Below are 23197 nucleotides of genomic sequence, written 5' to 3'. Positions count from 1 at the left end.
TCAAGATGGGGCCACAAGAAAAGGGTGGATGGCATGGCGGCGGCCTGGGTCGAATACCTCAAGTTCTTCGCGGGGCTGGTCGCGATCCTCAACCCCATCGGCGTCATCCCGATCTTCATCAACCTGACCTATAACCAGACCGCCGTGGAGCGCAACCGCACCGCGTTCATGGCGGCGGTGACCGTGGGCGTGGTGCTGGGCGTGGCGCTGCTCTGCGGCGAGCGCATCCTGGATTTCTTCGGCATCAGCGTGGCCTCGTTCCAGGTGGCCGGCGGCATCCTGATCCTCTACAACTCACTGTCCATGCTGCAGGCGAAGATGAACGCCACGCGCCAGACCGAGGAGGAGGCGCAGGAGACCGTGGAGCGCGAGGACGTGGCGGTGGTGCCCATCGGCATCCCGCTCACCGCCGGTCCCGGCGCCATCAGTACCGTGATCCTCTACGGCCACAAGCCGGCGCTGTTCGGCCAATACGTGATCCTGTTCGGCGGCATCATGGTCACCGCCGGCATCGTGTGGGCGGCGTTCCGCCTCTCGCCGCTGATCTCGCGGCTCCTGAGCCGCACCGGCATCAACATCGTGACCCGAATCATGGGCCTCATCATGGCCGCCATCGGCATCGAGTTCATCTTCGCCGGCCTCAAGGCCTTCTTCCCCGCCCTGGTCTCATAAAAGACGAAGCCGGCTTGCGCCGGCTCCATCGTGATCGGGCACAAGCCTCGTTCAGGTCTTGCGCACCTTGGTGATGACCACGGGTGTCACCGGCACGTCCCGGTGGCCGCCCTTGCTGCCGGTCTGCACTTCCGCGATCTTGTCCACCACGTCCTGCCCCTGGGTCACGCGGCCGAACACCGCGTAGCCGAAGTCGCGCTTGCCATGGTCCAGGAACACGTTGTCCGCGAGGTTGATGAAGAACTGGCTGGTGGCGCTGTTGATGTCCGAGGTGCGCGCCATGGCGATGGTATAGGGTTCGTTGGAGAGGCCGTTGTCCGCCTCGTTCTTGATGGGCGGGTTGGTGGGCTTCTGCATCATGTCCTGGGTGAAGCCGCCGCACTGCACCATGAAGTCCGGTATCACCCGGTGGAAGATGGTGCCGTCATAGAAGCCCGCGTCCACGTAGGCGAGGAAGTTCTTCACCGTCACCGGCGCCTTGGCCGCGTCCAGCTCGAGGGTGATGTCGCCGAGGTTGGTGGAGAGGACGATCATGGAAGGCTCCCGTTTGAAGATGGCGGATTCTAGCCCGTCGCCGCGGGATTTGCCCAATCTCCGCCGCTGACACGGTCGCGGCCGGCCAGATCCTGGAACGTCCTCGTGTGCGTGAAACCCGCCGCTTCCAGCAGGCCGCGTACCGCCGTACCTTGGTCGAGGCCATGCTCCAGCAGCAGCACGCCGCCCGCGTGCAGATGTGCGGGTGCCGCGGCGACGATATGCCGGATGTCCTTGAGGCCGTCTTCGCCGGAGCTCAGGGCCGTCACGGGCTCGAAGCGCAGGTCGCCTTCATCCAGGTGCGGGTCGCCTTCCGCGACGTAGGGTGGGTTCGAGACCACCACGTGGAAGCGCCGGCCCGCCACCGGAACGAACCAGGCGCCCTGCAGGAACTCCAGGTCCGTGAGCCCGAGCCGCACAGCGCTGCCGGCGGCGACACGCAAGGCTTCGGCGCTGAAGTCCGTGGCGGTGACTCGGCAGCGCGGACGCTCCTTGGCGACGGCGATCGCGATGGCGCCGCTGCCGGTGCCGAGGTCGAGCATGTCCAGCGCGACGCCGGGCGGGATGCGCGCCAGCGCCTGTTCCACCAGGAGTTCGGTCTCGGGACGGGGGATCAGGGTCGCCGGCGTGACATCGAGCTCCAGTGACCAGAACTCACGCTTGCCTGTGAGGTAGGCGATGGGCTCGCCGCGCGCACGCGCGGCGAGGAGCTGCCCGAACACCCGCGCCTGTTCCGCGCTCGGCAGCGCTTCGGGATACGCGCGCAGGTGGCTGCGGCCGCGGCCCAGCGCATGGGCGAGGAGGAGTTCCGCATCCAGGCGCGGCGTGTCGCTCGCATCCTCGAGACGCGCCGCGGCCTCGTTGAGCAGGTCGGCGAGGGTGTGCATGTGTGGGCTTATTGTAGTCACTCCCGTAAAATGGCGCTTCCTCCGCCAGGTCCCCGGAGACCGCATGCGCGTCTATTCCAACGTGCTCGAGATGGTCGGCAAGACGCCGATGCTGGAGCTCACCCACCTCGACACCGGGCCCTGCCGCCTGTTCCTGAAGCTCGAGCTCATGAACCCGGGCGGCTCGGTCAAGGACCGCATAGGCCGCAGCATGATCGAGGAGGCGGAGAAGAGCGGCGCGCTCAAGCCCGGCATGACCATCGTCGAGGCCACTGCCGGCAACACCGGGCTCGGACTCGCGCTGGTGGCGGCGCAGAAGGGCTACCCGCTCATCCTGGTGATCCCCGACAAGATGAGCCAGGAGAAGATCTTCAACCTGCGCGCCATGGGCGCCCAGGTGGTGCTGACCCGCTCCGACGTGGCCAAGGGCCACCCGGAGTATTACCAGGACATGGCCAAGCGCATCGCCGAGGAACAGGGTGCGTTCTTCGTGAACCAGTTCGGCAACCCCGACAACCCCAAGGCCCACGAGGAGACCACCGGCCCCGAGATCTGGGAGCAGATGGGCCACGAGCTGGACGCGGTGGTGGTGGGCGTCGGCTCCAGCGGTACCCTGACCGGCATCGGCCACTACCTGAAGAAGGTGGCGCCCCACGTGGAGATGGTGCTGGCGGATCCCAAGGGTTCGGTGCTGGCGGACTACCTCAAGACCGGCGTGCTGGGTGAGAAGGGCGGCTGGCTGGTGGAGGGCATCGGCGAGGATTTCATCCCCGACATCTGCGACCTCTCGGTGGTGAAGCGCGCCTACACCATCCCCGACGCCGAGGCCTTCAGCGTGGCCCGTGAGGTGCTGCGCAAGGAGGGGCTGCTCCTGGGTTCATCCTCCGGCGTGCTGATCGGCGCCGCGCTGCGTTACTGCCGCGAGCAGAAGACGCCTAAGCGCGTGGTCACCATCGGGGCCGACACCGGCAACAAGTACCTGTCCAAGCTCTATAACGACTTCTGGATGATCGAGCAGGGCTTCATGGAGCGCCCCAAGCGCGGCGACCTGGGCGACTACGTGGGCCGCCCCTACTGGGAGCGGGCCACGGTGTACGTGGGTCCCGGCGACACGCTCGCCACTGCCCATACCCGCATGCGCAACAACGGCATCTCCCAGCTGCCTGTGCTCGACGGCAAGCAGTTCCTGGGCGCGGTGACCGAGAGCGGCCTCATCGATGCGGTGCAGAGGGACGGGCGCCGCTTCACCCAGGAGGTGCGTGGCGCCGTGAACACCGGTTTCCCGCGCATCTCCGCTGGTGAGAAGCCGGCTGCGCTCTTCGCGCTGCTGCAGAAGGAGACCGCCGTGGCCGTCATGGACGGCGACACCTTCCTCGGCCTCGTCACCCGCAGCGACCTCTTGAACCGACTGCGCCTCCAATAAGAGAGGCGGTCTCCCTTCCCCGGAGTGAACATGAAGACCAAAGACACGCGCCACGGTTTCTCCACCCGCACCATCCACGCCGGCCAGGCGCCGGACCCCACCACCGGTGCGGTGATGCAGCCCATCTACGCCACCTCCACCTATGCGCAGGAGAGCCCGGGCAAGCACAAGGGCTATGAGTACTCGCGCACCCAGAACCCCACGCGCATGGCCTATGAGCGCTGCGTGGCGGACCTGGAGAATGGCACGCGCGGCTATGCCTTCGCCTCGGGCCTCGCTTCCACCGCCACGGTGCTGGACCTCTTGGACTCGGGCAGCCACGTGGTCGCCATGGACGACCTCTACGGCGGCACCTATCGCCTCTTCGAACGGGTGCGCAAGCGCTCGGCGGGGCTCAAGTTCAGCTTCGCTGACATGCGCGATCCCAAGGCACTGGAGGCGGCGATCCGCCCCGAGACCAAGCTCATCTGGGTCGAGACGCCCACCAATCCGCTGCTCAAGCTGGTGGACCTCGCGGCGGTGGCGGCGATCGCGCGCAAGCACGGCATCCTCACGGTCTGCGACAATACCTTCGCCTCCCCGGCGGTGCAGCGTCCGCTGGACCACGGCTTCGACGTAGTGATGCATTCCGCCACTAAGTTCCTGAACGGCCACTCGGACATGGTGGGCGGCATGCTGGTGGTGGGCGGCAACGGCGAGCTCGCCGAGCAGCTCGCGTTCCTGCACAACTCAGTGGGCGCCGTGGCCGGGCCTTTCGACAGCTTCCTGGCCCTGCGTGGCCTCAAGACCCTGGCGCTGCGCATGCAGCGGCACTGCGAGAACGCCCAGGAGCTGGCGGGCTGGCTGGAGAAGCATCCCAAGGTGGAGCGTGTCTCCTACCCGGGACTGCCGAGCCATCCGCAGCATGCGCTGGCCAAGCGGCAGATGCAGGGCGGCGGCGGCATCGTCACCATCTTCCTCAAGGGCGGTGAGCCAGAGGCGCGGCGCTTCCTGGAGAGCTGCCACCTCTTCACTCTGGCAGAGAGCTTAGGGGGCGTCGAGAGCCTGGTGGATCATCCCGGCATCATGACCCACGCCTCGGTGCCGGCGGAGACGCGCAAGCAGCTCGGCATCAGCGACTCGCTGGTGCGCCTGTCGGTAGGTGTGGAAGATGTCAGCGATCTGCGCGCAGATTTGGAAAATGCTTTAGCCGCAATTTGATTTCGCGGCTTTTCCAAAAGCGTTACGAGCGCAGGCAGAGCGAGGCGCGCTAGGTGAGCAGAGGGAGCGTACTCTTGGTGTACGCGACCGATTGCGAGCCGACGCGCAACAACGCCCTGCCGAGCGCAGCAGCTTCTGGTGGAATAAAAAAAGGCGAACTCGTTAGAGTTCGCCTTTTTTCGGTCTCCGAATCCTTCGTTTAAGAAGGATCCTCTACGCACCTTGCGGCGCGTAGCCGCGATTACTTAGTGGGTGCTCGCAGCGGGAGCAGCAGTGCCAGCCGGGGCGGCCATGGCAGTGCCGGCGGCCGGGGCCGGGGCGGCAGTGCTGGCAGCCGGAGTGGCAGGAGCTTCGCTCTTGCCGCAAGCGGACAGCGACAGGGCCAGAGCGGCAGCGGTCAGGACAACGGCGTACTTCTTCATGTTCGTTCACCACCAGTGCAGAAAATGGATGTAAATTTATGATACTACTCGCCGATTTTTATAAAAACCCGGCGATCGGCGCCAAATTCTAGAGATTTCCTGCGATACGGGAAGAGGCCTCGCCACACTTTTTGGTATGTGCATAGGAATCAATGGCTTACATGCTCTCTAATACGTCGCTTGAGCCCCACTGCAATGCTAACTGCCTGATTCTCCGCGTATTCATTCGACAATAAGTGCCGATGCCCATGCTTCACGCCCAGAGCTTTCGCGCTGATGAAGTCGGCGGCACCGCCGCCGCCATCACACGGCTGGCGGCCGGCTTCGTTACCCACGACTGGATGTGTTGCCTGGGCTTCCTGTCACCCGCACGCGCCGCGTCGCTACGCCAGGAAGCAGAGAGCCTGCGCGCGGCGGGAGGCTTCCACCCTGCCGGCATCGGCAAGGGAGGCGAGCGGCGCACCGGGATCCGCGGCGACGAGGTGATGTGGGTGGATGCCGGCACCGCGCCCCTGGCGGAGGCGCTGCAGCGCGAAGAACTCACCGCGTTGCGCGAGGCGATCAATGCCGCCACCTATCTCGGCCTGCGAGATTTCGAGGGGCACTACGCCGTCTATCCCGCCGGTGCGGCCTATGCACGCCATGTAGACCGGTTCCGCGACGACGACCGGCGCGTGGTGTCTCTGGTGCTCTATCTCAATGATGCGTGGGAGGCCGGGGACGGTGGCGAGCTCTGCCTCTATGCTGCCGCCGGTGATGCGGCGCCCGCGGCGAAGCTGTTGCCCGCGGCTGGCACGCTGGCGTGTTTCCTCAGCGAGCGCGTACCCCACGAGGTGCTGCCGGCGCGGCGTACGCGCCTCAGCTTCACCGGCTGGTTCCGCCGGGCTTGAGGGCGCGGCGACGCTTCAGGCACACTGGCCCATCGCCATCGGAGTCTCCCATGTTCGAACTCGCCAGCCTGCCGCAGGACATGGGCCAGATCGTGGTGCAGGGCATCGCCCTCGGCCGCCTGGCGTTCCGCCGCCTGTTCATGCTTAGCACCTGCCTGGCTTTCCTCAGCCTCCTGCCCACTGCGGTCATGGTATGGGGTGCCAGCGATGAGACTTCCTTCAACCTGATGGATCCCAGTGTTTTCATCGGCAGGCTTCAAGGCCCATACGGCTGGACGGCGCTAGCCATGACATTGGCGGGTTTCTTTCCACTGGCGGTGCTGTTGCAGCGCCTCGCCATCGCGGCAAGTGGCCAGCAGGGCGTGGTGAAAGACGAATGGAACCGGGCGCTGAAGCTTTGGCCGTGGATGGTACTGGCGTTCTTCATATACGTGTCTGCACTCTGCCTTGGGATGATATTGCTGTTCATACCGGCGCTCATCCTGTTATTCAGCCTGATGTTCGTCGAATACGTGGTGGTGCTGGAAGGAAAACGCCCGATGGAGGCATTGAACATCAGTCACCATCTGGTCTGGGGACATTGGTGGCGTACCGTGGGGATGGTGCTGCTGATATATCTCCCACTGTTCATAGCGGAGAGCGTGCTTGGGGCTATGTTGGGCATCGGTTCCGGCACCCACGATGCGGTACATGGGCGGGACATCTTTGCGCAGGAGGTGCTCAACATGGTGTTCTTGGCCGTATGCGGCCCTTTCATCTACTCGATCCTGTTCCTCTACTACCACGACCTGAAGCTGCGCAAGCAGCAGCGCTGAGCATCGTGATGGGCCACCGCATGCGCGAGGTGCTGGCGGAGGGCGGAAGGCTATTCCTTGCCGGATTGCCCACGGTATTCCCTTGGGTGCTGGCGGCGGAGCTGGTGCAGGCCCTGCCTCTCGCCAGTACCGGCGGCAACCTGCTCACCATGGACCTCTCGCTCCTCGGCCGCCCGGACTACCTGGCACGGAGCCTGCTGGTGGGCGCCGCCCAGGCGGCGCTCTATTCGGTGGCGGTGGTCCGCCTCGCGGCGCTGGCCGGCGAGCCTATGGTGGGCAAGCCCGGCTGGAATGCCGCACGTGCGATGCTGTCGGTGCTCATCGGCTACATCGTCTATGAACTGGTGGTGGCCATCGGTCTGGTGCTGACCTTCGCCGTGTTCATGATCGGCCTGTTCGTCGGTGGGCCGCTGTTTGGGCTGGTGCTCTGCGTGCTGCCGCTGGCGCCCACGGCGGCGGTTAGCACGGCGCTGGCGCTCTTCATCTTCCCGGCAGTGCTGGAGCGGCGCGGACCCTTCGCTTCCCTCGGGGAGAGTTCGCGCCTCGCCAAGACCCATTGGGGCAAGGTGACGCTGGTGATCTCCGTGCCGGCGCTGGCGTTGCTGGCGGCCTGGTGCGTGCAGAATGGTCCAGAGATAGCGCGCGCGGCCCATTCCTATCTCGGCCTGCTATCGCAGCATGCGGAAGAAGGCCTGAGCGTCGGGGACCTGGAGAGCCTGCAGGGAACGCTGGAGAGCCAGGCTGGCGTGGCGCATACCGATGGCTGGCGGCTGGGAGGGATGGCGCTGGGAGCCTTCGCCTGGTGGTACACGCTGGCGGTCTGCTACGCCCAGTACCGGGACTTGAAGCGCCCTGCCTAGCCTCAGTTCGCGGCCATGGCCGCGAGCTCTTCCGCCTGATACTCGTTCATGAGCGGCAGGATCACCTCGTCCAGGTGGCCCTGCATCACGTCGTCCAGCTTGTAGAGCGTGAGCTCGATGCGGTGGTCCGTGACGCGCCCCTGGGGGAAGTTATAGGTGCGGATGCGCTCCGAGCGGTCGCCGCTGCCCACCTGCAGCTTGCGGGACTGGGCCTGGGCCGCCTGCTGCTTCTCCCGCTCGGCGGAGAGGAGGCGCGCCTTCAGCAGCGACATGGCTCGGGCCCGGTTCTTGTGCTGGGAGCGCTCGTCCTGGCATTCCACCACTATGCCGGAGGGCAGGTGGGTGATGCGGATGGCCGAGTCGGTCTTGTTCACGTGCTGGCCGCCGGCGCCGGAGGCACGGAAGGTGTCCACCTTGAGCTCGGCGGGATTGATGTCGATATCTTCCACTTCCTCCACCTCCGGCAGGATGGCGACCGTGACCGCCGAGGTGTGGATGCGGCCCTGGGACTCGGTCTCGGGCACCCGCTGCACCCGATGGGTGCCTGACTCGAACTTGAAGCGGGAGTAGGCGCCCTGGCCTACCACCCGGGTGATGACTTCCTTGTAGCCGCCGTGTTCGCCGGGGCTCTCGCTCAGGATCTCCACCTTCCACCCCTGTTCCTCGGCGTAGCGGCTGTACATGCGCAGGAGGTCGCCGGCGAAGATGGCGGCTTCGTCGCCGCCGGTGCCGGCGCGGATCTCCAGGAAGATGTTGCTCTCGTCGTGGGGATCCTTGGGCAGCAGCAGCTTGAGCAGTTCCGGCTCCAGCGCTTCCAGGCGGAGCATGGCGGCCTTGCGCTCGTCCTCGGCCAGGGAACGCATGCCGGGGTCATCGTCCCTGCCCATCTCGTCCGCGGCGATGACGTCCGCCTCTGCCTTGAGGAAGGCGCGGAACTTCTGCGCCAGGGGCTCGAGGCGGGCATATTCCTGGGACAGCTCCCGGAAACGGTTGGAATCGTTGGCGGCGGCGGGCTGGGACAGCAGCGCGGCCACTTCCTCGTGGCGGGTGGCCAGGCGTTCCAGCTTGTGGCGGATGGAGTCTTTCACGGCGCGATTATATAGGTGTGGCGCCGCCGCTCAGGCGTCGCCGTCCTTGCGGTCCAGGCCGAACAGCGAGTGGATGTCGCGGATGAGCTGCTCGCGCCCCTCGTGGGCGGCCTGGCGCAGTTGCGCGGTGGGTGCGTGCATCAGGCGGTTGCTGAGGGTATCCGCCAGGAAGCGCAACACCTCTTCCGGCGGCTCGCCGTGGGCGAGGCGCTGGCGTGCCTGTTCCAGGGTCTGGTCGCGGATGTCCGCGGCGTGCTCACGCAGGGCCCGGATCGCCGGCACCGCATCCAGGCCGCGCAGCTGTTCGTTGAAGCGCGCCACCTGGGACTGCACGATCAGTTCCGCCTCCTGGGCCGCCACGCGCCGCGACTTCAGGTTCTCCTCCACCACCTTGTGCAGGTCGTCGATGGTGAAGAGGTACACGTCCTCCATGCCGGCCACGTCCGAGGCCACGTCGCGCGGTACCGCGATGTCCACGATCAGCAGCGGCCGGTGCTTGCGGCCGCGGAAGGCGGCTTGCACGTCGCGCTTGTGCAGGATCGGCTCGGGGCTGCCGGTGGAGGCGATCACGATGTCTGCCTCTCCCAGGTGCGCCGTGATCTCGTCCAGGCCGATGGCATAGGCGTTGAACTGGGCGGCCAGCTCGTGGGCGCGGCTCACGGTGCGGTTCGCGATCACCATGCGCCGTACCCCCTGTTCGTGCAGGTGGCGGGCGGCGAGCTCGATGGTCTCGCCGGCGCCGATCAGCAGCACGGTGAGAGACTCGAAGCGGGAGAACACCTGGCGCGCCAGGCGCACCGCGGCGTAAGCCACCGACACCGGGTTCTCCCCGATGTGGGTGTCGGTGCGGACCTGCTTGGCCACCGCGAAGGCGAACTGGAACAGGCGGTGCAGGCGCTGGCCCGCTGCGCCGCCGGCCTCGGCGGAGCGTGCCAGCTCATAAGCATCCTTGATCTGGCCGAGGATCTGCGGCTCGCCCAGGATCTGCGAGTCCAGTCCGCAGGCGACCCGGAACAGATGCTGCACCGCGGCATCGCCCCGGTGGAGGTAGAAGCGCTCGCGTACTCCGGGATCCTCGGCGCTGCGCTCGCGGCTCAGCCACTCGGCCAGCGCCTCGCCATCGCCCTCGCCGAGATCGGCATAGAGTTCGGTGCGGTTGCAGGTGGAGAGGATGATCGCTTCCCGTACCCCCGGCAGGGTGGTCAGCGCGCGCAGGCTGGCCGGGATCTGCTCCGGCGTGAAGCTCAGGCGCTCACGGACGGCGACCGGAGCGGTGAGATGGCTGATTCCGAGGGTGAGGAACGGCATGGGGGACCCAGGGGTGGCAGGGAATTTTCCGGTAAATACCCCGGCATGACAAGCCGCACGGCGCGGCGCGGGCGAATCGGATATAGTCGAAGCCTCGTAGTCCACCGCCTTCCCGCATGACGCCGCGCGCCCTCATCTGCTGCCTCTGCCTGCTGTCGCTCGCCGGCTGTGCCGCCGCGCCCAGGCCGGTACCTGCGGCTGCGAGCGCGCCGCGGCCGTTCACGGACATCGACCAGGAGATCGCCTACCGCGTGTTCATGGGCGAGCTGGCGCAGCAGCGCGGTATGCGGCGGGACGCGGTGGAGCAGTACATGGCCGCGGCGAGGCTCTCCCAGGACCCGACGCTCGCGTCGCACAGCGCGCTGCTCGCCTATGGCGATGGCGGCCTCGGGCAGGCGCTGGAAGCGGCGCAGCGCTGGCGCAAGCTCGCCCCCCAGAGCAACGATGCGGTGCACCTTGCGGCGGTGGTGGAGGCGCGCAGCGGCGACGCAGAGGCGGCGGCGCGGGACTTCGAGATGCTGGTGGAGTCGGGCTCTGACAGCGGTTACATGACCGCGGCACACCTCCTGGAGCAGGAGACGGACGCGGCCCACGGCCTGCCGGTGCTGCAGGCGATCGCCGCCCATGCGCCGAAGTCCGCCGACGCGCACTACGCGCTGGCGCATATCGCCATGAACTACAAGGATTACGGCCTGGCGGAGCGCGAGGCACGCGCGACCCTTGCGCTGGACCCCCACGGTGACGAGCCACTGGTGCTCCTGACCCGTGCGCTGGTGGCGCAGGACCGCGTCGGCGAGGCGCTGCCTATGCTAAGGGCGCGGGTGCGTGCTGCCGGTGATGTGTCGCTGGCGCTAGCCTACGGTGCGCTGCTGGCGGAGGCCAAGCGCGGCGCCGAGGCGCGGCAGGAGTTCGAGACGGTCCTCGCGGCGCATCCGAACAACGCCGAGGCGCTCTACACCCTGGGACTCATGACGCTGCAGGAGAAGGATCTCACGGCGGCGCGGGGCTACTTCACGCGCCTGCTCAAGTCCGGCAAGCGCACCGACGATGCGAGTTATTTCCTCGGCAACGTGGCCGAGACGGAGAAGCAATACCCCGAGGCGCTCGACTGGTACCACCGGGTGCAGGCAGGCGAGCGCTGGCTCGCGGCGCAGGCAGGCATCGGCCGTGCGCTGGTGAAGAGCGGTGCACCCGGGGCCGCCGGCGAGTTCTTCGACGGCCTGGTGGCGAACGATCCCGATTCCATGGTGAACCTGAGGCTCACGGAAGGGCAGGTGTTCAGCGACAGCGGTGCATCTAAGCAGGCCCTCGCGGTCTATGACGCGGCATTGCAGGTAGCGCCCGGCGACCAGGACTTGCTGTACGCGCGGGCCCTGGTCCTGGAGCAGGACGGCGACGCCGCGGCGGCGGAGCATGACCTCGCCTCGATCCTGGCGCAGGCCCCGGATGATGCAGAGGCGCTCAACGCCCTGGGTTACACCCTGACCCTGCACACCACCCGTTACCGGGAGGCCCAGGGTTACATCCAGCGCGCGCTGGTGCTGCAGCCGGACGACCCCGCTTTCCTGGACAGCATGGGTTGGGTAGAACACCGGCTGGGGCATGACGGGCTGGCGCTCGATTACCTGCGCAAGGCTTACGCGGGCCAGGCCGATTCCGAGATCGCCGCGCACCTCGTCGAGGTGCTGCTGGCCACCGGCGACGAGCAGGGCGCACGCGCGCTCTGGGTCAAGGCGCGCGAATCCGACCCCGATAGCGCCGCGTTGCGTTCCCTCGCTTCCCGCTTCACTCCATGAAGCACCTCATCCGTGCGGCGTCGCTCGGCGCGACGCTCATCCTCGCGGCTTGCGGCACGCTGCCGGGCCGCGCGCCCGCGGGCGCACCGGATGAGGCGGCCTGGCAGCAGCGCAGTGCGCAGCTGGCGGCGCTCCAGGACTGGAGCCTGAGCGGGAAGGTGGGTTTCGCGAACGGCCGTGACAGCGGCAGCGGCGGTCTCGACTGGATCCAGCATGCCGGCATGACTACGCTCGATTTCCACGGCCCCCTGGGGGCAGGCTCCGTGCACATCGAAGGCGGCGCGGACGAGCTGCACGTGCGTACGTCCCGCGGCGACGATTTCATCACCCGCGACCCGGAGGCGGACCTGGGAGCGCGGCTGCACCAGCCGCTGCCGGTGCTGAGCCTGCGCTACTGGGTGCTGGGCATGCCGGACCCGCGTGACGGTTTCTCCAAGCTGAGCGACGCGCGCGGCGAGCTCATGAGCCTGGACCAGTCCGGTTGGCACGTGGAGTACCAGGAATACGCGGACGTATCCGGTTACAGCCTCCCGACGCGCCTCACCCTTACGCGGGGCGAGGTGCGCATCAAGATGGTGGTGAGCGACTGGGTGCTGTCCGCGGTGGCGCCATGACCGTGGCGCGCGCCTGGCCGGCGCCCGCCAAGCTGAACCTGTTCCTGCACGTCACCGGCCGGCGCGCCGACGGTTACCACCTGCTGCAGACGGTCTTCCAGTTCCTGGACTACGGCGACAGCCTGGAGTTCGAGCTGCGGGAGGACGGACGCATCCTGCGGCCCGAAGGTCCCGCCGGTGTGCCGGAGGAATCGGATCTCACCGTGAAGGCCGCGCGGCTCCTCAAGGAGCGTAGCGGCAGTCCCCTGGGGGCGACCATAAAGTTGCGCAAAGTGCTGCCACTGGAGGCCGGCTTGGGGGGTGGCAGTTCCGATGCCGCCACCACGCTCATGGTCCTGGACCGGCTCTGGGAAACCCGGCTGGGACCCGCCCGCCTGCGGGCCCTGGGATTGGAATTGGGCGCGGATGTGCCGGTTTTCATAGGGGGACAGGCGGCCTGGGCGGAGGGCGTGGGGGAGGTCCTGACCCCTATGGAGCTGCCGGAACCCTGGTATCTGGTGGTGGATCCCGGCTGCCGGGTATCCACCCGGGAGATATTCCAGGCCCCTGAATTGACACGAAATTCCGCTCCAATCAAAATAGCGCCCCTTCGCTCCGGGGAAACCCGGAACGACTTCGAGCCGGTGGTACGTTCCCGCTATCCCGAGGTGTCTGAAGCGCTGGATTGGCTCGGTTCCCGTGCCAAGGCCCGGCTCACCGGTTCCGGCGCCTGCCTGTTCGCCGCCTTCGAGCGGGAAGCGGACGCGCGGCGGGTGCTGGCGGAGATGCCTTCCAAGTGGCGCGGCTTCGTCGCGCGGGGATGCAACCGCTCGCCGTTGCTGGAACGGCTCGCTGGCGATTGAACACTTGGGGCGTAGCCAAGCGGTAAGGCAGCGGGTTTTGATCCCGCCACGCCCAGGTTCGAATCCTGGCGCCCCAGCCAAGATTTTGAATTGATTTTGCGCTGAGACAGGTTGACCACGACGATACGCGAGGGGGCACCGTGGCCGCAGGCAAGATGATGGTGTTCGCGGGGAATGCGAACCCGCAACTGGCGCACAAGATCGCCTCACGCCTGCAGCTGTCCCTCGGCAAGGCCCAGGTCAACCGCTTCAGCGACGGTGAGGTCGCGATCGAGCTGATGGAGAACGTGCGCGGACGCGACGTCTTCATCGTGCAGTCCACCTGCCCGCCCACCAACGACAACCTGATGGAGTTGCTGGTGATGGCGGATGCCCTAAGGCGTGCGAGCGCCGGGCGGGTGACCGCGGTGGTGCCGTACTTCGGCTACGCGCGGCAGGACCGGCGCCAGCGCGCGGCGCGTGTGCCGATCACGGCCAAGCTGGTGGCGAACCTGATGGTGTCCGCCGGCGTGAACCGGGTCCTCACGGTGGACCTGCACGCAGACCAGATCCAGGGATTCTTCGACATCCCTGTGGACAACGTATATGCGTCCCCGGTGCTGCTGGGCGACGTGTGGAAGCAGAAGTTCGACGACCTGATCGTGGTGTCGCCGGACGTGGGCGGCGTGGTGCGCGCCCGGGCGCTGGCCAAGCGCCTCGACGACGCGGACCTGGCGATCATCGACAAGCGCCGTCCGCGCCCGAACGAGGCGCAGGTGATGAACATCATCGGCGAGGTGGCGGGCAAGACCTGCGTCATCGTCGACGACCTGGTGGACACGGCGGGCACGCTCTGCATCGCCGCCAAGGCCCTGAAGGACCAGGGCGCCGCCAAGGTGCTGGCCTACATCACCCATCCGGTGCTGTCGGGCAAGGCGGTGTCCAACATCGAGAACTCGGTGCTGGACGAGCTGGTGGTGACGGACACCATCCCCCTGCGGGGTGGTGCCGAGAACTGCAAGCGCATCCGCCAGTTGAGCATCGCGGAGCTGCTGGCGGAGACCATGCGCCGGGTGAGCGACGAGGAATCGGTCTCCTCGCTGTACGTGGATTGATGATTTAAGTCTGAAAAATCCATCCATGGATTTTTCAGACTCGGCAAGTCCGGCACATGTCCGGACTTGCCTCCGCCGAATCAAGCACAGACGTGCTTGATTCGCGCGCGGTGCATCCATGCACCACGTTTTCGTTCGGGCCTTGCGGTTCGGACATGGGCAGCCGGCCTTGGTCGCGGGTCCGGCATTTTGTAACTGTAGATGGAGTATTTGAAATGGCTATCAGCTTCAATCTGAACGCTGAGCTCAGATCCGACAAGGGGAAAGGTGCGAGCCGCCGCCTGCGTCGTCTGGGCCGCGTTCCGGGCATCCTGTACGGCGCCGGCGAAGGTCCCGTGCAGCTCAGCTTCAATCACAACGAGGTGCAGAACAGCCTCTCGCACGAGGCGTTCTACTCCCACATCCTCAAGATCAAGGTGGGGAGCGAGGAGCACCAGGCGATCATCAAGGACCTGCAGCGGCATCCCGCCAAGCCGGTCATCATGCACCTGGACTTCCTGCGCGTTAAGGACGACATCGAGATCCGCGTGCACGTGCCGCTGCACTTCAAGAACGAGAAGGAAGCCGTGGGCGTGAAGACCCAGGGCGGCGTGGTCTCGCACAACATGATCGAGGTGGAGATCGCGTGCTTGCCGCGCTACCTCCCCGAGTTCATCGAAGTGGACATCCTCACCCTCGAGCTCAACAAGGCGCTGCACCTGTCTGACCTCAAGCTCCCCGAGGGCGTCCGCGTCGTGCAGCTCGCTTACGGCGAAGAGCACAACCTGCCCGTGGTCTCCATCCACCATCCGCGCGTCGAGGTGGAGGAAGAGCCCGTGGCTGCCGCGGCTCCGGCGGAAGGCGCAGCGGCGCCGGCCGAAGGCGCTGCCGCTCCTGCGGCGGGCGGCGAGGCGAAGGCGGGCGATGCCAAGGCTCCGGCGGCTGCCGGCGCCAAGGCACCTGCCGCCGACAAGGGCAAGAAGTAAACGGCGTGCGGCGGCGCCCCTGCGGGGGCGCCGCCCATGCCTTGCATCCTGTCCTGCATGGCAGTCCCCATACAGCTCGTGGTCGGCCTCGGCAATCCCGGGGCCGATTACGTTATGACCCGCCACAACGCCGGCTGGTGGTTCGTGGATGCGCTGGCGCGCGCCCATGGCGGCACCTTCAGCGCCGAGCGTAAGTTCAGCGGCGACGTATGCCGGGTGAGCATCGGCGGGCATGATGTCAGGCTCCTGAAGCCCACCACGTTCATGAACCGCAGCGGCCAGGCGGTGAAGGCCCTCTCGTCCTACCTCAAGGTGCCACCGGAAGGAATACTGGTGGCCCATGACGACCTGGACCTGCCCTTCGGCACGGTACGTCTGAAGAAGGGGGGCGGTTCCGGCGGCCACAACGGCCTTAAGGACATCACCGCCCACTTGGGCGAGAACTACATGCGGGCGCGCTTCGGCATCGCGCATCCAAACGGCTCCCGCGACGTGATCGACTACGTGCTGGAGCGGGCCGGGCGCGAGGAGGAGGCTGCCATCATGGAGGCCATCGGCGCCACGGTGGAGGCCATGCCGCAGCTCCTGGACGGCCAGTTCGACAAGGTCACGCAGGCCCTGCACAGCCGCGGGGTGATCCCGCGCAACAAGCGCAATAAACCCGAAGGTGAAGGCGCCGCCGGCGCCTGACCCCCTATCAGAGATACCAGGAAACCATGGGCATCAAATGCGGTATCGTCGGCCTGCCTAACGTCGGCAAGTCGACCCTGTTCAACGCACTCACCAAGGCCGGTATCGCGGCCGAGAACTATCCCTTCTGCACCATCGACCCCAACGTGGGCGTGGTGGCGGTACCGGACGCGCGCCTGGACGAACTCGCGGGCATCGTGAAACCGCAGAAGCTGGTGCCGGCGGCGGTGGAGTTCGTGGACATCGCGGGCCTGGTGGCCGGCGCCTCCAAGGGCGAGGGGCTAGGCAACCAGTTCCTGTCCCACATCCGCGAGACCGACGCCATCGCCCACGTGGTGCGCTGCTTCGAGAACGCCGACGTAGTGCACGTGTCCGGCAAGGTGGACCCGCTTTCGGACATCGAGACCATCAACACCGAGCTCGCGCTCGCGGACCTCGAGGCCGTGAGCCGCGGGGTGGAACGCAACGCCAAGGTCGCCAAGTCCGGCGACAAGGATGCCATCGCGAGGCAGAAGGTGCTGGAGGCCCTGAAGGCACAGCTCGACCAGGCCAAGCCCGCCCGCGGCCTCAAGCTCTCCCCGGAGGAGAAGGCCATGGTGCGGGAGTTCAACCTCATCACCCTGAAGCCCACCCTCTATGTGGCGAACGTGGACGAGCACGGTTTCGAGAACAATCCGCTGCTGGACAAGGTGAAGGCCCTGGCCGCTTCGGAGAACAGCGAGATCGTGGCGGTCTGCGCCGCCATGGAGGCGGAGATAGCCCAGCTGGAGGACGCCGACAAGGCGGACTTCCTGAAGGACATGGGACTCACGGAGCCTGGCCTCAACCGCGTGATCCGCGCGGCCTACAAGCTGCTGGGGCTCGAGACCTACTTCACCGCCGGCGAGAAGGAGGTGCGGGCCTGGACCGTGCGCAAGGGCGCCACCGCTCCCCAGGCGGCGGGCGTGATCCACACCGATTTCGAGAAGGGTTTCATCCGCGCCGAGGTGGTGGCCTACGGGGATTTCATCACCCACAAGGGCGAGGCCGGCGCCAAGGAAGCGGGCAAGTGGCGGCTGGAAGGGAAGGACTACGTCGTCCATGAGGGCGATGTGATGCACTTCAGATTCAATGTCTGACACGGGGAATCCGCTTAGTCCTTGACTGGGAAGGGAAAAGAACCGAGAATCTGCGGCCCCGTCGGAAGGTCACACGGCTACGTAGCTCAGCTGGTTAGAGCGCGGCACTCATAATGCTGAGGTCGGTGGTTCGAGCCCACCCGTAGCCACCATATCTCAACGAAGTAGAAATGCATGGGTTGGTCCAGTAGCTGGCACCGACCTCCAGCATTATTCCCAATTTGATTTGGTCGGTGGTCCGTCGCCGGCCTCCCTTTTCGCTCCGCCTCCTGCTCCGCGAAAAGCCCGGCCCGCCGTCCCTGGCGAGCGTTCGTGTCTGCGACGCTCACCCCTCTCCGGCCAGCTGTCCAGGGCAGCCATCCTGGCTGCCCGCGCGAGGCGATGCCTCGCGCCCACCCGTAGCCATCCCACATTTAAGATTTTGTTAGCCATAAAGAAAGACCCCAGCACCATGAGTGCTGGGGTCTGTGATCGAACAGGACTGTCCGGATTAATCGTCCTTGCCGAACTCGATGCTGACGAAGAGGCCGAGGCTGCTGCCGTCCAGGGTCGGGTAGCCCGGCAGGTTGCGAGGCTTGTAGCGGACGTAGGTGTAGCGGGCGCCGAACATCCAGTACTGGTACTGCAGGATCACGCCCGGCGCGCCGTGGTAGCGCACGTCGTCGCCGTGGCCGTTCATGTCCAGCTGGGGATTGAAGTGGTAGGTCGCGCCGAAACCGATATGCTGCCGGCCGGTGTTGTAGATCATCAGCGCCTCCACGGGGAAGCGCTTGAAGGTGCGGCTGCTCCAGAAGGAGCCGATGCTGGCGAAGGCGTAGCCCCCGGTGAGCTTGACGCTCCAGTCCGAGTCCTGCAGGTCATGGATCATGCCGAAGTCGCCGTAGAATGCGTCACCGGCATGGATGCTCTCGCGGCCGCCCACGAAGAAATGGGCATCCAGCAGCTTGTCGCCACCGCGGGTCAGGCCGAAATCCAGCACGGGATGAGTCTCTCCCGTACCCGCGTCAGCCCTGGCCCAGCCCGGTGCTGTCAGGCTTGCCACCACCAGCGCGCCCATCATCAAGCGTTCAAATACCGACATATCATCCCCTTGTTACCGGTCACCGGCGGCCAGTTTACGACGGCCCATGGATGCCGGGGAAGGTGCGCTAGGAGAGGCCCGTGTTCAGGTGTCTCAACGTGCCTCCGGCCGGGTTGTGCAGGAAGCGCCGGGACAAGAAGGTCAGGGACGACAAGACGGCCTGTTGCGTGCGCGGGCCGAGGTCGAGGGGTTTGAGAGTCATCTTCATGCTCATGTGCAGCGGGAAGTCCCGCTGCATGAGGCCGCGGATGCGTGCCTGAATGCCCCGGTACACCTTGCGGTCGAAGCTGGCACGCGGGTATCGCGCGAGATAGGCATGCTTGAGCGCGATGCTGCTGTCGCCCACGTCCATCATGCGCAGCCGGCGCAGGATGGCGGTTAGGATACGCAGCCGGCCCATGCCCTCGCGTTCCCGGTAGTGGCGGAAGAACCGGTAGAAGTACTTGTAGTGCCGGACCTCGTCCTCGCGGATGAGGCCGGTGAGCAATTCCAGCACCGGTTCAGGGCTCAGGCGGCTCAGGGTGGCGTAGTAGCTGGCGGTGCCCATCTCCACCATGCAGCGGGAGACGGCTTCCAGGCAGTGCGTGGCTTCCAGTCCGTCGCTGCTGCACTTGGCGGAGAATTCGGTGAAGAACCCCCGGTACACCTCGTGCCAGTCGAGGCCAGGCCAGACCACCTGCACGTAGCAGCGCAGGGCCCGGCCATGCTGCAACTCCTCCGGCTGCCAGCGCTGCTCGAGCCATGCAGTGACCTGAGGGTCGCCGTCGAAATGCCTCGCCAGATTGCGTGCGTAAGTGTCGGTGGCGGTCTCGATGAAGGAGGCGGTGACCACAAGGTAGAAGAGGAGCTCGTCGTCTTCTATCGCTTCATGGTCCACCTCGTGCCAAGGGATGTCCTCCAGCGTCCAGCGCTGGCGGATGCCTGAAAGCGGTGTGGCCGACACTAGGTCGGGGAGCACGTGGGTTCTCCGGTCTTCCATAACAGCCCTGACGCACGATGACCTTGCAGGAACCTCCTCGGTTCCCTGAAGACCACGGCGGGTCACCGCCGCAGGCATCCAGACGAATCAGCCGCAGGGCGGCGGCGGCACGTCCTGCTGAGGCGGGCGCGGCTGCATCGGCTGTTCCGGCGTCATGCGCTCATCCGGATTGCGCGGCACCGCCGGAGCGGTGGCGGAATGCGGCGTGAGCGAATGAGTAGCGGCACCCGGTGGGCAGCGAGTCGAGCCCGGCGGCGCCATGTGCGTGGATGAGGGTGGCGTGGGGGTGGGGATCGGGGCCGCCACGGCGCCCGCGGACGCCAGGCAGAGGAGCAGGGAGGCGGAAAGGTTCTTCATGACGATTCACCATTTGTTTCCAATAAGTCACTGTTCAGCATGCGTTTATAAAGTTAGGCGCCGTGGGCTGCCTGTTCCGTGCGCTATTCCACAGTTCAATCCGCAACGGCTCACGCATCTGATGTACGATGGATAAGTCGTGCGATTCACGGGATCACGCAGTGAGCCAGGAGCGCCAATGAAAGCATCGAGAGTGATCGCGATATTGCTGGTGGCGGGCGGGCTGTTCGCGCTGGTATACGGCGGGTTCAGTTATCCGAAGTCCCACGAAGCAAAAATCGGCCCCGTGGCGTTCGATGTGAAGACGCAGGAGCATGTGAGCGTCCCGGTATGGGCCGGTGTGGGTGCCATCGTGGCCGGGGTTCTGTTACTGGTGGTGCCGCGGAAGAAGCGCTGACATCTGTTGCGCCCATCGATACATCCGGATACCGATATATCTGTCGGTAAGATAATTCATTTGACGTAAAGCCGCATGTTCCGTTTGTGGTATTTTCCATAAGCGATGAGGCTCCGTCACTTTCTCAGAGCATTAGTCTCCCTCCTTCCCGAGATTCCCTCAGTTCATAAATGTACAGAACATTACGTTCGTAGCCGGATATATTTTCGGACTGATCGAATCCATGCCTATGCGGCAGTAGCACTCGCGGCACTGTTGGCCTGTTGCCTGCCTTCTGAACAGGCATCTGCCGGTACAACCGTGAATCTTTTCGCGAGCTTTGCCGGCAACATCAACTATGTGGTGACGGGCAATACCCTGCGCACCCAGTCCAACACGGGCAATCCCTGCCTGGTGGGTACCACCAGCAATGGAACCGTGTCTGGTATCCCAGCCGGATCCACGGTCCTGGCGGCCTACCTCTATTGGGCAGGATCAGGCAGCACCACCGACTACAGCGTGACGCTGGACGGCAACACCGTGAATGCTGCCGCCGGTCGCCAGTACACGGATACCTTCGCGGCGGGTGGAGGCGACAACCTGTCTTTCTTCAGCGGCGCGGCGGACGTCTCCGGCATCGTCACCGGCAATGGCACCTATACCTTCGGCGGCCTGACCGTCACCACCACCGACCAGGGTTTGGTCACCTACTGCGGCAACGCCGCCGTGCTGGCGGGATGGAGCCTGGTGGTGATCTACAGCAACCCCAGCGAGAACAACCGGGTCATCAACGTGTTCGAGGGCTTCCAGGCCTTCCGCAACAGCAACATCACTCTCAACCCGAACAACTTCCAGATCCCGAGCTCCGGCATCGACGGCAAGTTCTCAGTGATCACCTGGGAAGGTGACCCGGACCTCAACACCGGCGAGGATCTGCAGTTCAACGGCAATGTGTTGACCGATGCCTGCGACGGTGCCAACAACCAGTACAACTCGACTATCAACACCCTGAGTTGTACAGGGACCACGGCGACAGACCAGATCTACTATGGCGTGGATCTGGACACCTTCAACATCGGGAGCTACCTGACCGCCGGCAATACCAGCGCCACAACCTACTACCAAGCGGGCGGCGACCTGGTGTACCTCTCGGCCCAGATCGTGAGCGTGGCCAACACGCCGGTGTCGGATCTCTCCATCACCAAGACCGATGGCGTCAGCAGCATCAATGCCGGCAGCAACACCACCTATACACTGACCGTGACCAACAATGGCCCGGCGGCCACGGCCGGGACCACCACCGTCACGGACGTGCTGCCGGCGGGTGAGACCTTCGCCTCCGCCAGCGGCACCGGCTGGACCTGTGGCAACGTGAGCGGCACCGTCACCTGTACCCGCAGCAACTCCCTGGCCAGCGGCGCGAGCTATCCCACCATCAGCCTGACGGTGACGGTGGGCAACCTCGCCTCGAACCCCATCGCCAATACCGCGAGTGTGAGTGGCGGCAACTTCGACAACGTCTCGGGCAACAACAGCGCCACCGACTCGGACACGGTGACCTATCCGTCCGCTGACCTGGCCATCAGCAAGACTGCGGTGGGCACCTTCACCGCCGGCGCGCCGGTGAGCTACACGATCACCGTGACCAACAACGGTCCCTCGGCGGTACCGAGCGGTACGACCACCACCGTCAGCGACACGCTGCCGGCGACCCTGACCTACATCTCCGCCACCGGTACCGGCTGGACCTGCGGCGCCGTGGGCCAGGTGGTGACCTGCACCACCACCGCCTCGGTCTCCAGCAGTTCGAGTTTCCCGACGATCACCCTGAGTGCCCTGCTCTCCAGCAGCGTGGCGGCCAACGTGGTGAACACCGCCACCGTGTCCAACGCCTTCATCACCGACGGCACCGCCGGCAACGACAGCAGCACCTCCACCGTCACCAATGCCAGCATCAGCAAGCCCAACTACAGCACCTCCACCAAGACCTGGGTGGACCTGAACGGCGGCGACGTGTTGCCCGGTGACACCATCGAATACACCATCTCGGTGAAGGACTCGGCCGCCGCCGCCGGTACCAACATCGAAGTCGCCGACAACATGCCGGCGGGCATCTCCAGCTACAGCGTCATCAGCATCCCGGGCGGCTCGACCAACGGCTCAACCGGCACCGGAACCGGCTCCAACGGCACCGGCTACCTCGATATCACCGGCATCAGCGTGCCCGCGAGCGGCACGGTTAACATCGTGTTCGACGTGGTGGTCAGCGGCAGCGCGGCCCCGGGCGACAACATCGACAACAGCGCTACCGTGATCGGCGGCACCGCAGCGTCTACGCCTACGGCCACCACTATCGTGGTGCAACAGTCGTCGGTACCGGCCTCGGGCAACAAGATACTTTATGTGTACGACAACCAGACGCTGACCCGCACGCCACAGACCGCCAACACCACTGGCATCACGGTAAACGAAAACAGCACGCTGGACTGGACCCTGTCCCCGGCATTCCAGAGGGCATTCACCTTGAGCGCCGGGACCGTGACCGTGGCTTTGATGACGGCGCGCAGCGGCGGCAACACGAATCGCGCCTTCTTCGTCGAACTGCTGAAGAACGGGACCACCAGCCTTGGTACCAGCGGTTCCACCGCCAACTTCAACAGCACCACGCTGACCTTGCGCACATTGACAGTGAACGTGGCGGCCACCAGCTTTGCCGCGGGTGATACGCTGGTGCTGCGGGTGCATAATACCTCCGCGGGTAGCGGCACCCGCACCATGCTTGTCGCCCAAAAGACCGCCGCCAACAACAGCACCATCACCTTCGCGACTTCCACGGTGATCAACGTGGATAGCGTGACCGTGTATAGCGCCGCCTACAGCAGCACCAACACGCCACCCAACAACATCTTCGAGCCGAACACCACCGTCTACATCCGGGCCGTGATCAGCGACCCTTTCGGCAGCTATGACATCGATCCTGCAACGGGCGGTACCGCACCCACCCTCACCCTCACCGACCCGAACGGCACGGTACAGCTCACCGCCGTGAACATGGTCCAGGTGGCGGACTCCGGCGCCGACACCAAGACCTTCGAGTACTACAGCAATTCACCCACCAACACCATCGGCTATGTCCTCGGCGACACCGTCGCGGAGGGCTTCTGGACTCCAACGGTCAAGGGCTTC

General features: G+C 65.7%; 22 protein-coding genes and 2 tRNA genes. 17 read left to right on the top strand and 7 right to left on the bottom strand.

What is annotated here, in order from left to right; translation table 11 throughout:
* Positions 1-33: 33 nt before the first annotated feature.
* A complete protein-coding gene (locus VF651_11270; protein ID HEX7966279.1) occupies positions 34-672 on the top strand; it encodes a YchE family NAAT transporter in 639 nt (212 codons plus the stop codon).
* A gap of 51 nt (positions 673-723) precedes the next feature.
* Here the strand turns inward: VF651_11270 and VF651_11265 are convergent, their stop codons facing one another.
* Both VF651_11265 and prmC read right to left on the bottom strand, forming a co-directional pair.
* Positions 724-1263 (bottom strand): peptidylprolyl isomerase, encoded by a 540-nt coding sequence (locus tag VF651_11265; GenBank protein ID HEX7966278.1) that lies wholly within the window; start codon positions 1261-1263, stop codon positions 724-726.
* Complete coding sequence (gene prmC, locus VF651_11260; protein HEX7966277.1) at positions 1236-2093, bottom strand: peptide chain release factor N(5)-glutamine methyltransferase; 858 nt, start codon at positions 2091-2093, stop codon at positions 1236-1238. The genes VF651_11265 and prmC overlap by 28 nt, the downstream gene beginning before the upstream one ends.
* Before the next feature lie 64 nt (positions 2094-2157).
* On the opposite strand from prmC, the gene VF651_11255 reads away from it, so the two are divergent.
* From VF651_11255 to VF651_11235, 5 genes are all read left to right on the top strand, one after another.
* Positions 2158-3516: a pyridoxal-phosphate dependent enzyme gene (locus VF651_11255; GenBank protein HEX7966276.1), complete on the top strand. Its 1359-nt coding sequence runs from the start codon at positions 2158-2160 to the stop codon at positions 3514-3516.
* A 30-nt stretch (positions 3517-3546) separates the two neighbouring features.
* Positions 3547-4716 (top strand): cystathionine gamma-synthase, encoded by a 1170-nt coding sequence (locus VF651_11250; GenBank protein HEX7966275.1) that lies wholly within the window; start codon positions 3547-3549, stop codon positions 4714-4716.
* A gap of 664 nt (positions 4717-5380) precedes the next feature.
* Positions 5381-6028 (top strand): 2OG-Fe(II) oxygenase, encoded by a 648-nt coding sequence (locus VF651_11245; GenBank protein ID HEX7966274.1) that lies wholly within the window; start codon positions 5381-5383, stop codon positions 6026-6028.
* A 50-nt stretch (positions 6029-6078) separates the two neighbouring features.
* Entirely contained in the window at positions 6079-6843 is a 765-nt protein-coding gene (locus VF651_11240; GenBank protein HEX7966273.1) for a hypothetical protein, read from the top strand.
* 8 nt (positions 6844-6851) lie between these two features.
* Complete coding sequence (locus tag VF651_11235) at positions 6852-7703, top strand: hypothetical protein (protein ID HEX7966272.1); 852 nt, start codon at positions 6852-6854, stop codon at positions 7701-7703.
* A 2-nt stretch (positions 7704-7705) separates the two neighbouring features.
* Here the strand turns inward: VF651_11235 and prfA are convergent, their stop codons facing one another.
* Complete coding sequence (gene prfA, locus VF651_11230) at positions 7706-8791, bottom strand: peptide chain release factor 1 (protein ID HEX7966271.1); 1086 nt, start codon at positions 8789-8791, stop codon at positions 7706-7708.
* Between the two features lie 30 nt (positions 8792-8821).
* Positions 8822-10099, bottom strand: a complete 1278-nt coding sequence (gene hemA, locus VF651_11225) for a glutamyl-tRNA reductase (protein ID HEX7966270.1) — start codon at positions 10097-10099, stop codon at positions 8822-8824.
* A 116-nt stretch (positions 10100-10215) separates the two neighbouring features.
* Between hemA and VF651_11220 the strand changes: the two genes are divergently transcribed.
* The 9 genes from VF651_11220 (at position 10216) to VF651_11180 (ending at position 17370) form a co-directional block, all read left to right on the top strand.
* Positions 10216-11895 carry a tetratricopeptide repeat protein gene (locus VF651_11220; protein ID HEX7966269.1) on the top strand — a complete coding sequence of 560 codons (1680 nt, stop codon included), beginning with the start codon at positions 10216-10218 and terminating at the stop codon, positions 11893-11895.
* Positions 11892-12509 (top strand): lipoprotein insertase outer membrane protein LolB, encoded by a 618-nt coding sequence (lolB, locus tag VF651_11215; protein HEX7966268.1) that lies wholly within the window; start codon positions 11892-11894, stop codon positions 12507-12509. The genes VF651_11220 and lolB overlap by 4 nt, the downstream gene beginning before the upstream one ends.
* Positions 12506-13351, top strand: a complete 846-nt coding sequence (gene ispE, locus VF651_11210) for a 4-(cytidine 5'-diphospho)-2-C-methyl-D-erythritol kinase (GenBank protein HEX7966267.1) — start codon at positions 12506-12508, stop codon at positions 13349-13351. Before lolB ends, ispE begins: the two co-directional genes overlap by 4 nt.
* A 5-nt stretch (positions 13352-13356) precedes the next feature.
* A tRNA-Gln gene (locus VF651_11205) sits at positions 13357-13431 on the top strand.
* 75 nt (positions 13432-13506) lie between these two features.
* The gene (locus VF651_11200; GenBank protein HEX7966266.1) at positions 13507-14445 is read left to right on the top strand and encodes a ribose-phosphate diphosphokinase; all 939 of its coding nucleotides are present in this window, start codon (positions 13507-13509) and stop codon (positions 14443-14445) included.
* A 215-nt stretch (positions 14446-14660) separates the two neighbouring features.
* A complete protein-coding gene (locus VF651_11195) occupies positions 14661-15410 on the top strand; it encodes a 50S ribosomal protein L25/general stress protein Ctc (GenBank protein HEX7966265.1) in 750 nt (249 codons plus the stop codon).
* Positions 15411-15467: 57 nt separating this feature from the next.
* Positions 15468-16100 (top strand): aminoacyl-tRNA hydrolase, encoded by a 633-nt coding sequence (pth, locus tag VF651_11190; GenBank protein ID HEX7966264.1) that lies wholly within the window; start codon positions 15468-15470, stop codon positions 16098-16100.
* A 26-nt stretch (positions 16101-16126) separates the two neighbouring features.
* Positions 16127-17218 (top strand): redox-regulated ATPase YchF, encoded by a 1092-nt coding sequence (ychF, locus tag VF651_11185; protein HEX7966263.1) that lies wholly within the window; start codon positions 16127-16129, stop codon positions 17216-17218.
* Positions 17219-17293: 75 nt separating this feature from the next.
* Positions 17294-17370, top strand: a tRNA-Met gene (locus VF651_11180).
* 338 nt (positions 17371-17708) lie between these two features.
* Here VF651_11180 and VF651_11175 read toward each other — a convergent pair.
* From VF651_11175 to VF651_11165, 3 genes are all read right to left on the bottom strand, one after another.
* Positions 17709-18299 (bottom strand): hypothetical protein, encoded by a 591-nt coding sequence (locus VF651_11175; GenBank protein HEX7966262.1) that lies wholly within the window; start codon positions 18297-18299, stop codon positions 17709-17711.
* A 67-nt stretch (positions 18300-18366) separates the two neighbouring features.
* Positions 18367-19257, bottom strand: coding sequence for an acyl-ACP desaturase (locus VF651_11170; protein HEX7966261.1), 891 nt, complete (start codon positions 19255-19257; stop codon positions 18367-18369).
* A gap of 108 nt (positions 19258-19365) precedes the next feature.
* On the bottom strand, positions 19366-19635 hold the full coding sequence (locus VF651_11165) for a hypothetical protein (GenBank protein ID HEX7966260.1): 270 nt from the start codon (positions 19633-19635) through the stop codon (positions 19366-19368).
* 178 nt (positions 19636-19813) lie between these two features.
* Here VF651_11165 and VF651_11160 point away from each other — a divergent pair, with 178 nt between their 5' ends.
* Positions 19814-20032, top strand: a complete 219-nt coding sequence (locus VF651_11160; protein HEX7966259.1) for a hypothetical protein — start codon at positions 19814-19816, stop codon at positions 20030-20032.
* A gap of 300 nt (positions 20033-20332) precedes the next feature.
* The coding region (locus VF651_11155; GenBank protein ID HEX7966258.1) for a hypothetical protein at positions 20333-23197 on the top strand (2865 nt) is incomplete at its 3' end.

It is taken from the genome of Gammaproteobacteria bacterium, assembly GCA_036383255.1.
GTDB lineage: Bacteria > Pseudomonadota > Gammaproteobacteria > Natronospirales > REEB76 > DASUBN01.
This window is presented reverse-complemented; position numbering and strand designations above follow the sequence as displayed.